Annotated in this window: 9 protein-coding genes; 5 read left to right on the top strand and 4 right to left on the bottom strand. The window is 61.0% G+C overall.

Translation table 11 applies throughout. From position 1 onward, the window contains the following. Nucleotides 1–41: 41 nt before the first annotated feature. From CXQ94_RS19015 to CXQ94_RS19005, 3 genes are all read right to left on the bottom strand, one after another. Nucleotides 42–1,574 (bottom strand): ABC transporter substrate-binding protein, encoded by a 1,533-nt coding sequence (locus CXQ94_RS19015; protein ID WP_104092167.1) that lies wholly within the window; start codon nucleotides 1,572–1,574, stop codon nucleotides 42–44. 235 nt (nucleotides 1,575–1,809) lie between these two features. After that, complete coding sequence (locus CXQ94_RS19010) at nucleotides 1,810–2,817, bottom strand: Gfo/Idh/MocA family protein (RefSeq protein ID WP_104092166.1); 1,008 nt, start codon at nucleotides 2,815–2,817, stop codon at nucleotides 1,810–1,812. Nucleotides 2,818–2,882: 65 nt separating this feature from the next. After that, entirely contained in the window at nucleotides 2,883–3,731 is an 849-nt protein-coding gene (locus tag CXQ94_RS19005) for a sugar phosphate isomerase/epimerase (protein ID WP_104092165.1), read from the bottom strand. 241 nt (nucleotides 3,732–3,972) lie between these two features. Here CXQ94_RS19005 and CXQ94_RS19000 point away from each other — a divergent pair, with 241 nt between their 5' ends. Then, nucleotides 3,973–5,001, top strand: a complete 1,029-nt coding sequence (locus CXQ94_RS19000) for a LacI family DNA-binding transcriptional regulator (protein ID WP_104092164.1) — start codon at nucleotides 3,973–3,975, stop codon at nucleotides 4,999–5,001. 130 nt (nucleotides 5,002–5,131) lie between these two features. On the opposite strand, the gene CXQ94_RS18995 is transcribed toward CXQ94_RS19000, so the two are convergent. Then, the gene (locus CXQ94_RS18995; protein ID WP_104092163.1) at nucleotides 5,132–6,631 is read right to left on the bottom strand and encodes a GuaB1 family IMP dehydrogenase-related protein; all 1,500 of its coding nucleotides are present in this window, start codon (nucleotides 6,629–6,631) and stop codon (nucleotides 5,132–5,134) included. A gap of 321 nt (nucleotides 6,632–6,952) precedes the next feature. Here CXQ94_RS18995 and CXQ94_RS18990 point away from each other — a divergent pair, with 321 nt between their 5' ends. The 4 genes from CXQ94_RS18990 (at nucleotide 6,953) to CXQ94_RS18970 (ending at nucleotide 14,511) form a co-directional block, all read left to right on the top strand. Further along, nucleotides 6,953–10,750 (top strand): multifunctional oxoglutarate decarboxylase/oxoglutarate dehydrogenase thiamine pyrophosphate-binding subunit/dihydrolipoyllysine-residue succinyltransferase subunit, encoded by a 3,798-nt coding sequence (locus CXQ94_RS18990; RefSeq protein WP_104092162.1) that lies wholly within the window; start codon nucleotides 6,953–6,955, stop codon nucleotides 10,748–10,750. 93 nt (nucleotides 10,751–10,843) lie between these two features. Further along, entirely contained in the window at nucleotides 10,844–11,443 is a 600-nt protein-coding gene (locus CXQ94_RS18985; RefSeq protein ID WP_181034309.1) for a GDSL-type esterase/lipase family protein, read from the top strand. 225 nt (nucleotides 11,444–11,668) lie between these two features. Then, entirely contained in the window at nucleotides 11,669–13,741 is a 2,073-nt protein-coding gene (locus CXQ94_RS18980) for an acyltransferase family protein (RefSeq protein WP_104092160.1), read from the top strand. 302 nt (nucleotides 13,742–14,043) lie between these two features. Then, entirely contained in the window at nucleotides 14,044–14,511 is a 468-nt protein-coding gene (locus CXQ94_RS18970; RefSeq protein ID WP_104092159.1) for a hypothetical protein, read from the top strand. Nucleotide 14,512: the final 1 nt, after the last annotated feature.

Below are 14,512 nucleotides of genomic sequence, written 5' to 3'. Positions count from 1 at the left end.
CTCTGGGCGGCTGCGGTGCAGCCGCCCAGAGACTTTGACCGTTACTTGGCCGGCGCGTAGTTGTAGATTGCCGGGACAGCCATCTGGATCTGCGGTGTGACAGTGATCTTGTTGTTGTGGTAGTACATCTGGTTGACGCGGTACAGGGGAACAAACCATGCTTCGTCCACGACGTACTCGTTGACCTTTTGGGCCAGTTTCGAGGAGTTGTCCCCGCCCGTCTGCACGGCGTCAATCATCGCCTTCAGTTCAGGGCTGGTGGACTTGAAGGGGTTGTACAGGGCATTGGTGTTGATCATCTGGTTGATGGCAACCCACGGCTCACCTTGGAACAAGGAGAAGTACATGCTGGTGAACTTCTGCGCGGCGACGTCGGCTGTGAAGGTGTTCATGACAGCGGCACCTACGTTCAAGGTGACCCCAACGTCAGAGAGCTGCTGCTTCATGACTGCCAGAATCGGTTCGAATCCGGGGAATGAGGGTACATCCAGGGTCATCCCTGTCTCGTAGCCGGCTTCCTTCAGCAACGACTTCGCCTTGGCGGGGTCGTAGTTGTACTTGTTCTCCAGGCTCTCTACCCAGGCGCCGCTTTCCTTGCCGAATGGCTGCGAGGTAACGGTTCCTTGACCCAAGAGGATCTGGTCGAGCATGGTCTTGCGGTCAAAGGCGTAGTTGAGTGCCTGGCGGACGCGAAGGTCCTTCAGAGCCGGGTTCTTGGTGCCGTCGCGGTCCATCAGCAACAAGCCCTGCCAGTCAACCTGGTTTGTTTCCAGCTTCATGCCGGCGCCCTCGGCCTGCTTGCCGTTCTTGGGATCCAATAGAGTTGCATCAACCTGGCCTGAAACCAATGCGTTGGTGCGCGCTGTGACGTCGGCGAGGATCTTGAAAGTGACCTTGCTAAATTTCTGCAGGTCCTTGTTCCAGTAACCATCGCGGGCGTTGAAAACGCTGACGGAGTCCTTCACTGAGGACGCCTTGTCCATCACGTACGGGCCGGAGCCGACAGGTTCGGTCTTGATACCTTCGGTTTCCAACGCCTTGGGGCTGCCCATCAGGCCAGCCGCCTGGCTGAGGAAGTAGGTCAAGGCCGGGTCCGGGACGCTGAGGTCCAGCTCTACGGTGGATTTGTCGACAACCTTGACATCTTGAACCGATGCCAGCTGGGACATCTGAGGGCCGTTGGCCTTCTTGAAGTGGTCCATGTTGGCCTTGACGGCATCTGCGTCAAAGGCTGCTCCGTCACTGAACGTGACACCGTCGTGAAGCTTGAGGGTCAGCGCCGTCTGGTCGGCGTTGTAGGTCCATTCGGTGGCCAGCATCGGCACGAGCTTGCCGTCGGGCTGGCGCAGGATCAGGGAATCGTAGACGGCTTGGTAGGGCTGGAGGCCGTGGCCAACGTGAGCCTGAGCCGGATCCCAGGAGCGTACATCCTGGAGGGTTCCCAACGTCAGTGCGGTGGTTGCCGGGCCACCAGCATTGGATGAGCCACCTGTTGCACCGCCGCTGCATGCGCTCAGCGCGAGCCCGGCGGCCAGCAGGCCTGCCATAAGGACTTTTTTTGGACCAAACTTCATTGTTGGCTCCTTGTTGGTTGGTTGGAGAAAAGCTACGAAAACGAGAATTACCAGGACTGTGATGCGAACCACATTGCTGTTGTGAGGATCACATTACCGGTGATGCAGGTTTATGGCAACCGATTGTCAAAATTAGTCAAAGATTTCCGTGACGTCCTTCAAATGACCTAAATTTAAGCGGTTATGCGGGGAATTTAAGGCGACAATCGATTGCTGCATCTGCAAGATTCGTCCCCTAGGAGATTTCAGCGAGCTGCCCCGGGTAGCTTTGTGCGTAGACGTCCTTGATGATGCGCAGCGACTTTTGGGCTTCTACGGCGTCGATCCAAAAGGGGCCTTCGTTGCCCAACTGAGCATAGAAGTCTGCGATGTATAGCTGATGCGAGACGCCCCAGTAGTCGCGTCCACCCGAGGCTGCGCGGCGTTCTTCGACCACTTCCACCCGGCCGTCTACATGCGTGATGGTCAGGTCCCCACGCAGGCTGAATTGGGCCTTCTCGGTGGCGATGTCAACGGTGATCGGGGCATTGACAGCATTGGCCAACGTGGCGTAGAAGACGCTTTGGGCGCCGTTTTGGTGGGTCAGGAACAGTTCGGCGGTGTCTTCGACGTCGATAGTGTCACCCAGTGCATGGGTGGCGGCGTGCCCGCGGACTGTACTCACCTCACCAATGAGCCACTGCAACAGATCCAGAGTGTGGATGGCCTGGTTCATGAGCAGACCGCCACCGCCACCGGCCCAGGTGCCCCGCCAGGGCCGGTTCTGGTAGTACTCGGCGCTGCGATTCCACATGACAGTTCCGGATCCGCCCAGGACGGCACCAAATTCGCCGCTGTCGAGGCGGCGGCGCAGTGCCTGGACCGCGCTGTTGTAGCGGTTCTGAAAGCACACTCCCATCCTCGCCGAACTGGCGGCCGCGGCAGCCACCAGCCGCTCGCCGTCGGCCAGGGTGCTGGCAAGCGGTTTCTCGCTGATGACATTTATGCCGCGCTCCAGGGCGTCGATTGCGGGCTGCGCATGCTCACTGTGCGGTGTGCAGACATGGACGACGTCGATCTCACGCTCTTCGAACATCGCGCGGTGATCACTGTAGCCGGGCACATTGTGTGCCGCCATGGCGGCCGCCAAACGTGTGGGATCCGTATCGCATACCGCGACAAGGGTGGCATCCTCAAGTTCCCCGATGGCTTCGAGGTGGACGGTGGCTACATCTCCGCAACCAATGACGGCAACTCTGGGCATGGTGACTCCTTTGTCGAGGGTAGAACTTGTCAGGTACAGATCAAGGGCGGCTTGCCCCTGCTGGTTTAGGCCAGCTTTACACCAATGGCATCGGTGACCGTGCGGAAGGCCCGCGCGGCTTCACCAAAGGCTTCGGGACCGGAGAATCCGCCCAGTTCATGCTGGGCAGCCAGGTGCGGCTCAAGGGAGGCAAAGCCTGTGTAGCCATCACGACACAAGGCAGTCAGCGTCTCGCGCAGTTCGCCGTCGCCAGCGCCGGTGGGCACCACTTCCCCGGATCCGGCGATCGCGTCCTTGACCTGAAGATAGACCAGGTACGGGCGCAGCATGGCGTACGCGTCAGTGAATGGCTTGACCCCTACCTGAACAAAGTTTGCGTTGTCCCACGCGGCTCGCAACGCCGGAGAGTTGACTGTTTCCAGCAGATCCAGAACGCGCTCCGGGGTGTCGCCGTAAATGTCCTTTTCATTTTCATGGACAAGTACGACGCCGGCGGCCTCGGCTTCGGTGGCAAGCAGGGCCATGCGATCCATGACAGCGTCACGAATTTCTTCCGGCGTCTGATCGGCCCCGCGGAAGTAGGAGAAGATACGGATGTAGCCCGTGTCCAGGGCCTTGGCCACCTCGATGATGCGGCGAAGCCTGATCACTTCATGATCCGCTGGCAGGCCAATGTCAACCTTGCCGATGGGACTGGCTACAGCTGAAACTTTCATCCCGGATCCATCAAGAATTTCCTTCAGATCAGCAAGCTGTGCGTCACTGAGTTCAACCACATTGACGCCCCAGGCGCTGCGCACCTCAATGTGCGAGGCTCCCAAGGCAAGCAGAACGGCAACCTGAACTTTCGGGTCCGGATCGATTTCGTCGCCGAATCCGGACAGCGTCCACGTTGCGGTTGGGGTACTGGTCATGAGAGTCCTCCACATCTGGCGGCCACTCGCAGATCCGCACCTATGCGCGACGCTCTGGCGGGTGACTCACTTCACACACTTCATTGTCTAGATCGAGCCTAGCCGCCAAGCAACTTATTGGCAACCGATTGCCATTTCTGGCCAAAATACGTAGTCTGGCACAAACGAACAGTGCTGTTCGTCACATTTACGCCTGTCCCGGCATCGGGCCAGGCCTCGAACCGGCAAGGATATTCCATCCATGAGTGCACCCCCTGGCGTATCGCCGGACAGGCCCGCCACCATTCACGATGTTGCGGCCTTATCCGGTGTGGCCGCCTCAACGGTTTCCAGGGCATTGTCGACCCCTGGCCGGGTAAATTTCAGGACGCGTGAACGGATCCAAGCAGCTGCGGCCGAGCTCAAGTACGTACCTAACGCTCAAGCGAAGGCATTGAGTTCCGGGCGAACCAAGGCCGTTGCAGTGCTGGTGGCCGACATTACCAATCCGTTCTTCTTCGACATCATCCGCGGCACCCAGCTCCAGCTCAAGGCTGCCGGTTATACGCAGCTTCTTGTGGACACCGAGGAATCGGACGAGGTTGAGGTGAACACGGTAGAGCAGTTGCGGCAAACTGCGGACGGCCTCATTTTGACTGCCTCACGCCTGAGCGATGAGGCCTTGGCAAAGGTGTCGGCCACCATGCCGATCGTGACCATCAATCGCGACGCCCCCGGGGTTCCATCCGTCATGTTGGACACGCCCACGGCCACCAACCAGGCGCTAGACCATCTCATTTCCTTGGGTCATACGAGCATCGCTTACCTCTCGGGCCCCGACACGTCCAGTTCCAGTCGACGCCGGTGGGCTGGGTTGTCGGCTGCTGGGCAAGAGCGCGGAGTCACCGTGGTGAGGCTTGGTCCCTTCGCTCCACGGACCTATTCCGGTGCGGCGGCAGCCGATGCGCTCGTCCATTCCGGGGCTACTGCGGGGATCGCCTTCAACGATCTCATCGCCATCGGCATGCTGCAACGGTTGCGGGAGCGCGGAGTCCACGTGCCCCAGGACATGAGCATCGTTGGTTGTGATGACATCTTTGGGGCCGACTTCTGCAGCCCGCCGTTGACCACTGTGACGGCGCCCGTGGAGCGTGCCGGCCGGGACGCTGTGACCATGCTGCTTGGCCAGCTCAACCCCGGCTTCGGCACGGCCCCGCGCAGCCACGCCATCCTGCCAACGCACCTGACCATCCGAGGTTCCACAGGACCAGCCCCGCTCCGGAATACCTGACTCGAACGACTGGGCGACGGAGCCGGCGTTTCCGTAGGTCGCGTAAAGGAGACTACAAGGCCGCCCGCGGCCGTTAGTCGGATAGCGACCGAGGGAATGCCGGTCCGCCGCCGTGCCTGGCCCGCCTCCGCTACCAGCTTTGCGGCAGCGGCCTGCCTTCTTCGTAGCCTGCGGCTGACTGCACGCCCACGATGGCGCGTTCCCGGAACTCCGCCAGGGACGAGGCTCCCGCATAGGTAAACGAGCTGCGAAGCCCTGCCGTGATCATGTCGAGCAGGTCCTCAACGCCGGGTCGGGCCGGGTCAATGTACATCTTGGACGTTGAGATACCTTCCTCGAAGAGACCCTTGCGTGCGCGCTCGAACGCTTTGTCGCCAGCTGAACGGTTTTGCACTGCCCGGGCCGAGGCCATGCCAAAGCTCTCTTTGTAGCGCCTGCCGCCCGCGTCCACCTGCAGGTCGCCGGGGCTTTCAAAGGTGCCGGCGAACCACGAGCCGATCATGACCTGGCTGGCCCCGGCGGCCAGTGCGAGCGCCACATCGCGTGGGTAGCGCACTCCCCCGTCGGCCCACACGTGGGCCCCCAGCGCGGCGGCGGCCGCGGAGCATTCCAGCACGGCGGAGAACTGCGGGCGTCCCACGGCCGTCATCATCCGGGTAGTACACATGGCGCCCGGTCCCACGCCCACTTTGATGATGTCGGCTCCGGCTGCCACCAGGTCCCGCACACCCTCGGCACTGACCACGTTGCCGGCAGCCACCGGAACCGTGGGCGCAAGGGAACGCACTGCCCGGAGCGCGTCCAACATCTTTTCCTGGTGTCCGTGCGCGGTGTCCACCACTAACGCGTCCACGCCGAACGACAAGAGCGCAGCAGCTTTCTGGGCGACATCTCCATTGATGCCCACTGCCACACCGATGCGAAGACGCCCGGCGTCGTCCACCGCCGGTTGGTAGATGGTGGAGCGCAGTGCCCCGGTACGGGTCAACGCCCCAACTACGGCGCCTGAGCGCAGTACCGGAGCAAAGTCGGTGCCGGCGGCATCCAAAAAGGCGAAGGCCTCCCGCAAGGCAACATCCGTGGCACTCTTGGCATCAGCGGCGGAGAGAGTGCCGGCGTCGGCCTGGGCACGGATGGCGTCGAAGGGAGCAGCGTCCAGAGTGTGTACGTTGGAGCGCATGACGGCGGAGAGGGAGGTGAATCTGTCAACGTCCTCGCAGTCTGCGCCGCGGACCACGCCGGCAAAGATGCCGTTCTCAACGATGACTACTGCGTTGTGGGACCGCTTTGTCATCAGGTGCACGGCGTCGATGACGGTGTCCGAGCCGTTCATCACCACGGGCGTTTCATAGAGGGTGTCCCGGAGCTTGACCCATTCGATGACGGAGCCAAGCACATCAAGGGGGATGTCCTGCGGCAAGATGGCGATGCCACCTCGGCGGGCCACCGTTTCGGCCATCCGTTTGCCGGACACGGCCGTCATGTTCGAAACCACCAGCGGGATGGTGGTGCCGGTGCCGTCTCCGCTGGAGAGGTCAACATCCAGCCGGGAAGTGATATTTGACCGTGACGGGACGAGGAAGACGTCCGAATACGTCAGGTCTGTGGCAGGCGGGGTGAGAAAACGCATGAGCACTCCAAAATGAGTCCGACACGGCGGTCGTTGCGAACTTGCAGGCCGCGGATGCGGCACTTGGAAGTCTAGTCAGGAAATCCGTCCGTTCGTCGTAAAAAACCGGACATTCCTCCAACATAGTTCCAGACTCACCACGGGCCAGATTGGCCTGCAAACCAATATGCTCACTAGACTTACACGAGGTAGGGGTTTGTTGGACCCCGACCATCGAAAAAAATAGCTTGCATTGCGTAAATGCGCCCAGTCCTGGGGCATGCGCGGGGTGCAAAACATGCACAGCGGGCAACAAGAACTCATGGAAGAGGCGTAACACACGTGCCAGAGCAATCCATCCACCGTCTACCCGAAGAATTTGGCGGAAACGAGTGGCTCGTCGATGAACTGTACGAGCGCTACCAAAGCGACAAAAACTCTGTGGACACAAAGTGGTGGTCACTGTTTGAGTCTTTTGACGCCGATGAAGCAGCCGGCAACGGACGCCACGCAGCCGCAAATTCCACTCCAATTACGGCCCAAATCCCGGTAGTTCCGGCGGCTGCCGCTGCTCCGGTGAGCGCTCCTGCTGCCAGCACGACGACGGCCCCGGCCTCTGCTGCACCGGCAGCTCCCGCCGTGGCCCCGAAAGCACCGGCAGCCCCCCGCCCGCCAGCACCTGCCAAGGATGCCGCCCGCACGGGCACTACGCCCATCCCGGCCCAGCTGCCCAAGACCGCCAAGGACACCTCGGTCCCCGACGAGGCTGTCACCTCCATTTTGCGCGGACCGGCCAAGGCCATTGCCGCCAACATGATCAGCAGCCTGGAAGTGCCCACGGCAACCAGCGTTCGCGCCATTCCGGCGAAGCTTCTCATCGACAACCGTGTTGTCATCAACTCCAACCTTGCCCGTGCCCGCGGCGGCAAGGTCTCCTTCACCCACTTGATCGGCTATGCCGTGATCCGCGCGCTGGCAGCGTTCCCGTCCATGAACGTCTACTACGACGTCATCGACGGCAAGCCGGTCGCCGTCCAGCCGCCGCACGTGAACTTCGGCATCGCCATTGACATGCCCAAGCCCGACGGCACCCGCCTGCTCATGGTCCCGAACATCAAGAAGGCAGAGACGCTGAACTTTGCCGAGTTCTGGCGCACCTATGAGGACTTGATCAAGCGCGCCCGCGCCGGCAAGCTCACCGCGGATGATCACTCCGGCACCACTGTGTCGCTGACCAACCCCGGCGGCATCGGCACAGTCCACTCCGTGCCGCGCCTGTCCAAGGGTCAGGCCGCCATCATCGGCGTCGGCTCTTTGGATTACCCAGCCGAGTACCAGGGTGCCAGTGAGAAGATCATCGCCCAGAGCGCCATCTCCAAGATCCTCACACTCACCTCCACCTATGATCACCGCGTCATCCAGGGAGCCGGATCCGGGGAGTTCCTGAAGAAGGTTCACCAGCTGCTCCTTGGCGCCGAGAACTTCTACGACGAGATCTTTGAGTCCCTGCGTATCCCCTACGAGCCCGTTCGCTGGCGCGTTGACATGCAGGTTGACCCGGCCGATGAAATCAACAAGGTCGCCCGCATCCAGCAACTGATCCACTCCTACCGCGTGCGCGGCCACCTGATGGCCGACACCGATCCCCTGGAGTATGTCCAGCGCAAGCACCCCGACCTGGATATCTTCACCTACGGCCTGACGCTGTGGGATCTGGACCGCGAATGGCCTACCGGCGGTTTCGGCGGCAAGCCCATGCTGAAGTTCCGCGACATTCTTGGTGTGCTCCGTGACGCCTACTGCCGGACCACGGGTGTGGAGTACATGCACATCCAGGAACCGGAACAGCGCGAATGGTTCCAAAACGAGCTGGAGCACCCCTACTCCAAGCCGAGCCGCGAAGAGCAGCTGCGCATTGTCTCCAAGCTGAACGCTGCCGAGGCGTTTGAGACGTTCCTGCAGACGAAGTTTGTTGGCCAGAAGCGCTTCTCCCTGGAGGGCGGCGAATCCCTGATTCCGCTGCTTGACTCGATCATTTCCGACGCCGCGGACGACGGCCTGGACGAGGTTGCCATCGGCATGGCTCACCGTGGCCGCCTGAACGTTCTCACCAACATCGCCGGCAAGACCTATGCACAGGTCTTCCGCGAATTTGAGGGCACCCAGGATTCACGCAGCGTCCAGGGCTCCGGCGATGTGAAGTACCACCTGGGCACCGAGGGCACGTTCACCTCCGACGCCGGCAACGAAACCAAGGTCTACCTGGCCGCGAACCCCTCGCACCTGGAAGCCGTGGATGCCGTCTTGGAAGGCATTGTTCGCGCCAAGCAGGACCGCCTTGACCAGGGCGAGGCCTTCCCCGTACTGCCGGTCATGGTGCACGGCGACGCCGCCTTCGCGGGCCAGGGCGTGGTGGCCGAAACGCTTAACCTCTCCCAGCTGCGCGGCTACCGCACAGGCGGAACCATCCACATTGTGGTGAATAACCAGGTTGGCTTCACCACGGCGCCGTCGTCCTCACGCTCCTCGGTGTACTCCACCGATGTGGCCAAGATGATCCAGGCCCCCGTCTTCCATGTCAACGGAGACGATCCCGAGGCCGTGGTCCGCGTGGCCCAGCTCGCTTACCAGTTCCAGCAGCGCTTCCGCAAGGATGTTGTCATCGACATGGTTTGCTACCGCCGCCGCGGGCACAACGAGGGTGATGATCCCTCGATGACCCAGCCGTTGATGTACAACCTCATTGAGGCCAAGCGCTCGGTGCGCCGCCTGTACACCGAGGCCCTGATTGGCCGCGGTGATATCACTGAGGACGAGGCCTCGCAGTTGCTGCGCGACTACCAGGAACGCCTGGAACGCGTCTTTGCGGAAACCCACGCAGCCCAGACCTCACCGATTCCGATCATCACCAAGGATGCTGCGGCTGTCTCCGATCTGGAACGCCCCATCTCCCAGCAGGCCGACGGCGGCATCAACGATCCCAAGGTCACCGCCATCTCCGCTGCCACACTGGCACGCATTGGCGCCGTGCACACTGAGATTCCTGAGGGCTTCACCGTCCACCAGAAGTTGAAGTCTCTGCTGGAAAAGCGTGAGGTCATGTCCCGTGAAGGCGGCATTGACTGGGGCTTCGGCGAACTTGCGGCCTTTGGCTCCCTCCTCCTGGAAGGCGTTCCGATCCGCATGGCCGGCCAGGACTCGCGCCGCGGCACCTTCGTGCAGCGTCACGCAGTGTTCCACGACCGTGCCAACGGAAATGTCTGGAACCCCATTACGGGCTTGAGCGACAGCCAGGCCAAGCTGTGGATCTACGATTCCCTGCTCAGCGAATACGCCGCCATGGGCTTCGAATACGGCTACTCGGTAGAGAGCCCCGATGCCTTGGTCATCTGGGAGGCCCAGTTCGGCGACTTCGCCAACGGCGCCCAGACGGTCATGGATGAGTTCATTTCCTCGGCTGAGCAAAAGTGGGGACAGCGTTCCTCACTGGTGCTGATGCTTCCGCACGGCTACGAAGGCCAGGGACCTGACCACTCCTCAGCTCGCATCGAGCGGTACTTGCAGATGTGCGCCGAAGAAAACATGATCGTGGCTAACCCCACGACTCCCGCCTCGCACTTCCACCTGCTGCGCCGCCAGGCGTACAGCCGCCCGCGCAAGCCGTTGATCATCTTCACACCCAAGCAGTTGCTGCGTCTGAAGGCGGCCGCTTCTTCGGTGGAGGACTTCACCACCGGCGGTTTCCGCCCGGTGATCGGCGACCATGCGACGGTGGACAACAACGCCGTCGACCGTGTCATCCTGGTTTCCGGACGCCTGTACTACGATCTGCTCGCAGAACGTGAGAAGAGCGCGGACACCAAGGCCGCCATCATCCGTGTGGAGCAGCTGTACCCGTTGCCGCTTGCGGAGATCAAGGCTGAACTGGCCAAGTACCCCAACGCTGAAGTTGTATGGGCACAGGATGAGCCCGCCAACCAGGGACCGTGGCCGTTCATGGGCCTCAACCTGGCCCCCGAGCTTGATAAGAAGTTGGGGCGCGTTTCCCGCAAGGCATCCGCTGCCACGGCCACGGGATCTGCAAAGATCCACGCTGTGGAGCAGGCATTGCTCGTCAAGCAAGCGTTCGAGCGCAACTAATAAGTTGGTCGATGCCCGGTCTGCATAGCTGTGCGAAGCACAGAGAACAGGCCGGGCATCTTTCATTTGATGTACGTAGGTGGAAGGGGAACCGTGGAAAAGCGTGAACTGCGAATTGTGGCCGTTGGAGACGAGCTGGTTGCTGGAGTGGGCGATCCGCGCGCACTTGGCTGGCTGGGCCGGGTCCTGGCGAGGACACCGCAGGAGAGCATCACGGTTGAGCCGTATGTGTTGGCCAGTCCCAGGGAAGGAACTGAGGCTCTGGCCGGGCGTTGGCTGCACGAGGCTGGCAAGCGCTTTGACGACTTTCACGAAAACCGTCTGGTCATTGGTTTGTCGGGCAGGGACATCGAGTACGGACTTTCCACGGCTCGCAGCCGTCTGAACCTGGCCAACATTCTGGACGGTGCAACCCAGCTGAACATCCCGGTGTTCGTGGTGGGCCCGCCACCGTCGCTTGACCCGGCGTTGAACCGCAAGCTGGCCGAGCTGAACACGGCCTTTGCCGATGTCACCACCCGCCGCAAGCACCACTATGTTGACACGTTCTCGCCTTTGCAGAACCACGAGCAGTGGCGCAATGATGTGGCCAGTAATGCGGGTGCACCGGGCCAGGCAGGTTATGGTCTGATGGCTTGGCTGGTGCTGCACCGCGGCTGGTACCAGTGGCTGGATCTCCCCGAGGCACTCTAGGCTCATGGGCAACACTCGCGTCATTTCTTGATTCAACGCCTCCTGCGTTGCCTCGCTCTCCCACCGGGCGCGGGCCGATGCAGGAGGCGTTTCCATGTGCCAGGCGGGGCGCTGGGCCTGTGGGATAGATCCCAAAAGGTCGCCTCCCGGCCACGAATTGTTATGCTGGAATTATGGGGATCAGTGTCGCGCGTCGGCAACGAAAACTGCTAAGGGTATTAATTTATGTCGTTAGGCACCGCCACGAAGCCGAAATCCTCTGGTAGGAGATCGGCTGCAAGGAAGCCTGAAGTCCACACATCCGCGCAACGTAAGTTCCTCCCAGAGGTCCAGGGCCTCCGCGCTCTGGCTGTCCTCATGGTGGTTTCCTACCACGTCTGGTTTGGGCGTATTTCCGGCGGTGTGGACATTTTTCTGTTGGTCTCCGCATTCCTGCTGACAGGCCAATTCACCAGAAAACTTGAGGCCGGGCGTCCGCTGGAGCTGCTGAAGTATTGGGCCCACCTGTTCAAGCGGCTCCTGCCCTTGATCGCGGTGACCTTGCTGGCAACGCTTGGGGCCACCTACTTGTTTGTTCCGCAGACCCGCTGGAACGGCATATTCGGCGAGGCCTGGGCATCGCTTTTTTACCTCCAAAACTGGTTCCTGGCCTCCAAGTCGGTGGACTACTATGCAACCGACCACAGTGTGGCCAGCCCCTTGCAACACTTCTGGTCGCTGTCCATCCAAGGTCAAATATTCATTCTGTGGCCCCTGATTTTTGCCCTCGCCCTGATCATCGCGCGTCGGTATGAGCTAAAAATTCGCCCGCTGTTGATCTACATGTTCGGCGCAGTCTTTAGCGTTTCCTTGGTGTTCTCAATCGTCACAACGCACAGCAACCAAGAGTTCGCCTACTTCGACACCCGGACCCGGCTGTGGGAATTTGCCTTGGGGTCACTGCTGGCACTGGTCTTGCCGTATCTGCGATTCAAACGCCCCACCCGGATCGTCCTGGGGTGGCTTGGCATCATCGGCATGCTGTCCTGCGGGCTGGTCCTTCAGGTGGGCCAGCAGTTCCCCGGCTACATGGCACTGTGGCCCACCTTGTCCGCCGCATTCATCATTGTTGCAGGATCCACGGAGAGCCCTTTCGGCGCGGACCGCTTCCTTAGCTGGAAACCGCTGGTCAAGCTTGGTGACAGCTCGTATGCCCTCTACCTGGTGCACTGGCCGCTGTTGGTCATCTTCTTGGTTGTCGCAAAAACGGACCAGGCTGGCCCGTTGTCCGGCCTTGGCATCATAGTAGTGTCGGTCGCGGCCGCTTGGGCCCTGACCAAATGGGTTGACACTCCGCTTCGCCGCACCGAGTGGCTTGGCCAAAACAAGCGCCGCGCACTGATAGTTGTCGCTGTCTGCTTCACCCTGGTGGCCGTGCCCCTTGGCAGCTGGCAGGTACACCTAAATAGCGTCAATCATGCCCTCATGGCCCAGGCGGAAAGGAACAACCCTGGCGCGGCGTCACTCTTTCCTGGCTACGTGGACAGATCGGACCCAGGGGCAGCGTTGCTCCCCACCTTGGCAACCATCGATGACGAATGGCCGCATTATCCAATCCCCTGCGTGCAGAACACGGAAGAGGACACCAGCCGGTGCACCAACGGCAACATCTCCGGTACCAAGAGCATTGTGGCTTTGGGAAGTTCTCATAGTTATGTGCTGTCCACTCCCGTCATCGAGATTGCCGCCAAGAACAATTGGCAACTGAGTACCATAACAAAGGGTGGTTGCCCCCTTGGCGATGACCCGAGCGATGGCATCTCCGAAGGCTGCATCGAGTTCAACAAAAGCGTTCTGGAGGAGGTGCTGGCCATGAAGCCTGACCTCGTCCTGACATCAAGCACACGCACTGATGCCCGGCCCGGCTATGTGGAACGCCTCGACTCTGGCTGGGTGAGGGAGGTGCAGAAGCTGAACGAGGCAGGCATCGAGGTTCTCGCCGTAAGGGACACCCCGCGCACCCTGACTCCGGTTCCGCAGTGCATGGAGGAGTCCCCTGCCGATTACACCGGCTGTGGCGCATTGCGGGATGAGATCTACCCGGAAATTTCCCCCACCGACGCCGTGGCTCCCAGCCTGCCTGGCACGAAATTCCTGGATTTCAGCAGCTTCTTCTGCCCCGACACGAGTTGCCCGGCGGTGATTGGAAACGTCATTGTCTACAAGGACGACAACCACGTCACCCGCACGTTCATGGAAACCCTCACGCCCATCTTTGAGCGTGAGTTCCGGGAAGCCACTGGATGGCTCTTGAAGTAGCAGGCGCCTCGCGCGCTGTGAACACTTCACTGCCAGAGACCCCAGTTAGGTGCATAACTGCCGGATATGGGAGACTAGGGGGCAGATCTTATTCGGATCTTTTCAATGATTGGAGGCAGCTATGTCAAAGCGTTCACGCAAGCGTCGGGACCGTAAGGGTAGCGGCGCAAACCACGGTAAGCGTCCCAACACCTAAGTCTTGACTTATGGGCAAAAGCCCGTTTCGCCCAAGTGGCGGGACGGGCTTTTGTGTGTTCATCGCTAAAGTGGAAGTGAGCATCCGCCCTTAGAAAGCCGTTGACATGATCGCACTTGTCCTGGTCACCATGGTGCCTTTCGTCTGGTTTGGCATGATCGTTGCCATTTCCTTCATCGAGACACCCCTGAAATTTCGGGCACCCGGCATGACGCACGCCCTGGGCGTGGGGATCGGACGGTTGGTCTTCCAGGCCTTGAACCGTGCAGAGGCCGTCTTGGCCATCATCATTGTTGTGGCGTGGCTCTTCGCTGGCGAGGTGGTCTCGGCAGCGGCAGGCGCATTGCTGATCCTGTCCATGGCGGCCCTGGCCTTGCAGATGCTGGCCCTGCGCCCGGCCATGGCGCAGCGGACCCTGGCGCTGGCTCAAACGGCTCTTACGCACGACGGCGGCTCCCCCGTGAAAGCGAAGGTCGGCACCAGCTTGCATATGGCCTACATAGCGTCCGAGGCGTTGAAGGCTGTTGCCCTACCCGTAGCTGGCATCCTGATCGTCATGGACGTGGCTGCCTAAC

It is taken from the genome of Arthrobacter sp. GMC3 (genome assembly GCF_002929305.1).
In the GTDB taxonomy this organism is placed as follows: domain Bacteria; phylum Actinomycetota; class Actinomycetes; order Actinomycetales; family Micrococcaceae; genus Specibacter.
The sequence above is the reverse complement of the archived record's forward strand: the minus strand, read 5'-3'. Positions and strand labels throughout refer to the sequence as shown.

Bases quoted from the DNA above. Each gene is read 5' to 3' on its own strand.
- CXQ94_RS19010 (WP_104092166.1), bottom strand. From the start codon at position 2,817: ATGCCCAGAGTTGCCGTCATTGGTTGCGGAGATGTAGCCACCGTCCAC.
- CXQ94_RS19015 (WP_104092167.1), bottom strand. From the start codon at position 1,574: ATGAAGTTTGGTCCAAAAAAAGTCCTTATGGCAGGCCTGCTGGCCGCC.
- CXQ94_RS18970 (WP_104092159.1), top strand. From the start codon at position 14,044: ATGATCGCACTTGTCCTGGTCACCATGGTGCCTTTCGTCTGGTTTGGC.
- CXQ94_RS19005 (WP_104092165.1), bottom strand. From the start codon at position 3,731: ATGACCAGTACCCCAACCGCAACGTGGACGCTGTCCGGATTCGGCGAC.
- CXQ94_RS19000 (WP_104092164.1), top strand. From the start codon at position 3,973: ATGAGTGCACCCCCTGGCGTATCGCCGGACAGGCCCGCCACCATTCAC.
- CXQ94_RS18980 (WP_104092160.1), top strand. From the start codon at position 11,669: ATGTCGTTAGGCACCGCCACGAAGCCGAAATCCTCTGGTAGGAGATCG.
- CXQ94_RS18995 (WP_104092163.1), bottom strand. From the start codon at position 6,631: ATGCGTTTTCTCACCCCGCCTGCCACAGACCTGACGTATTCGGACGTC.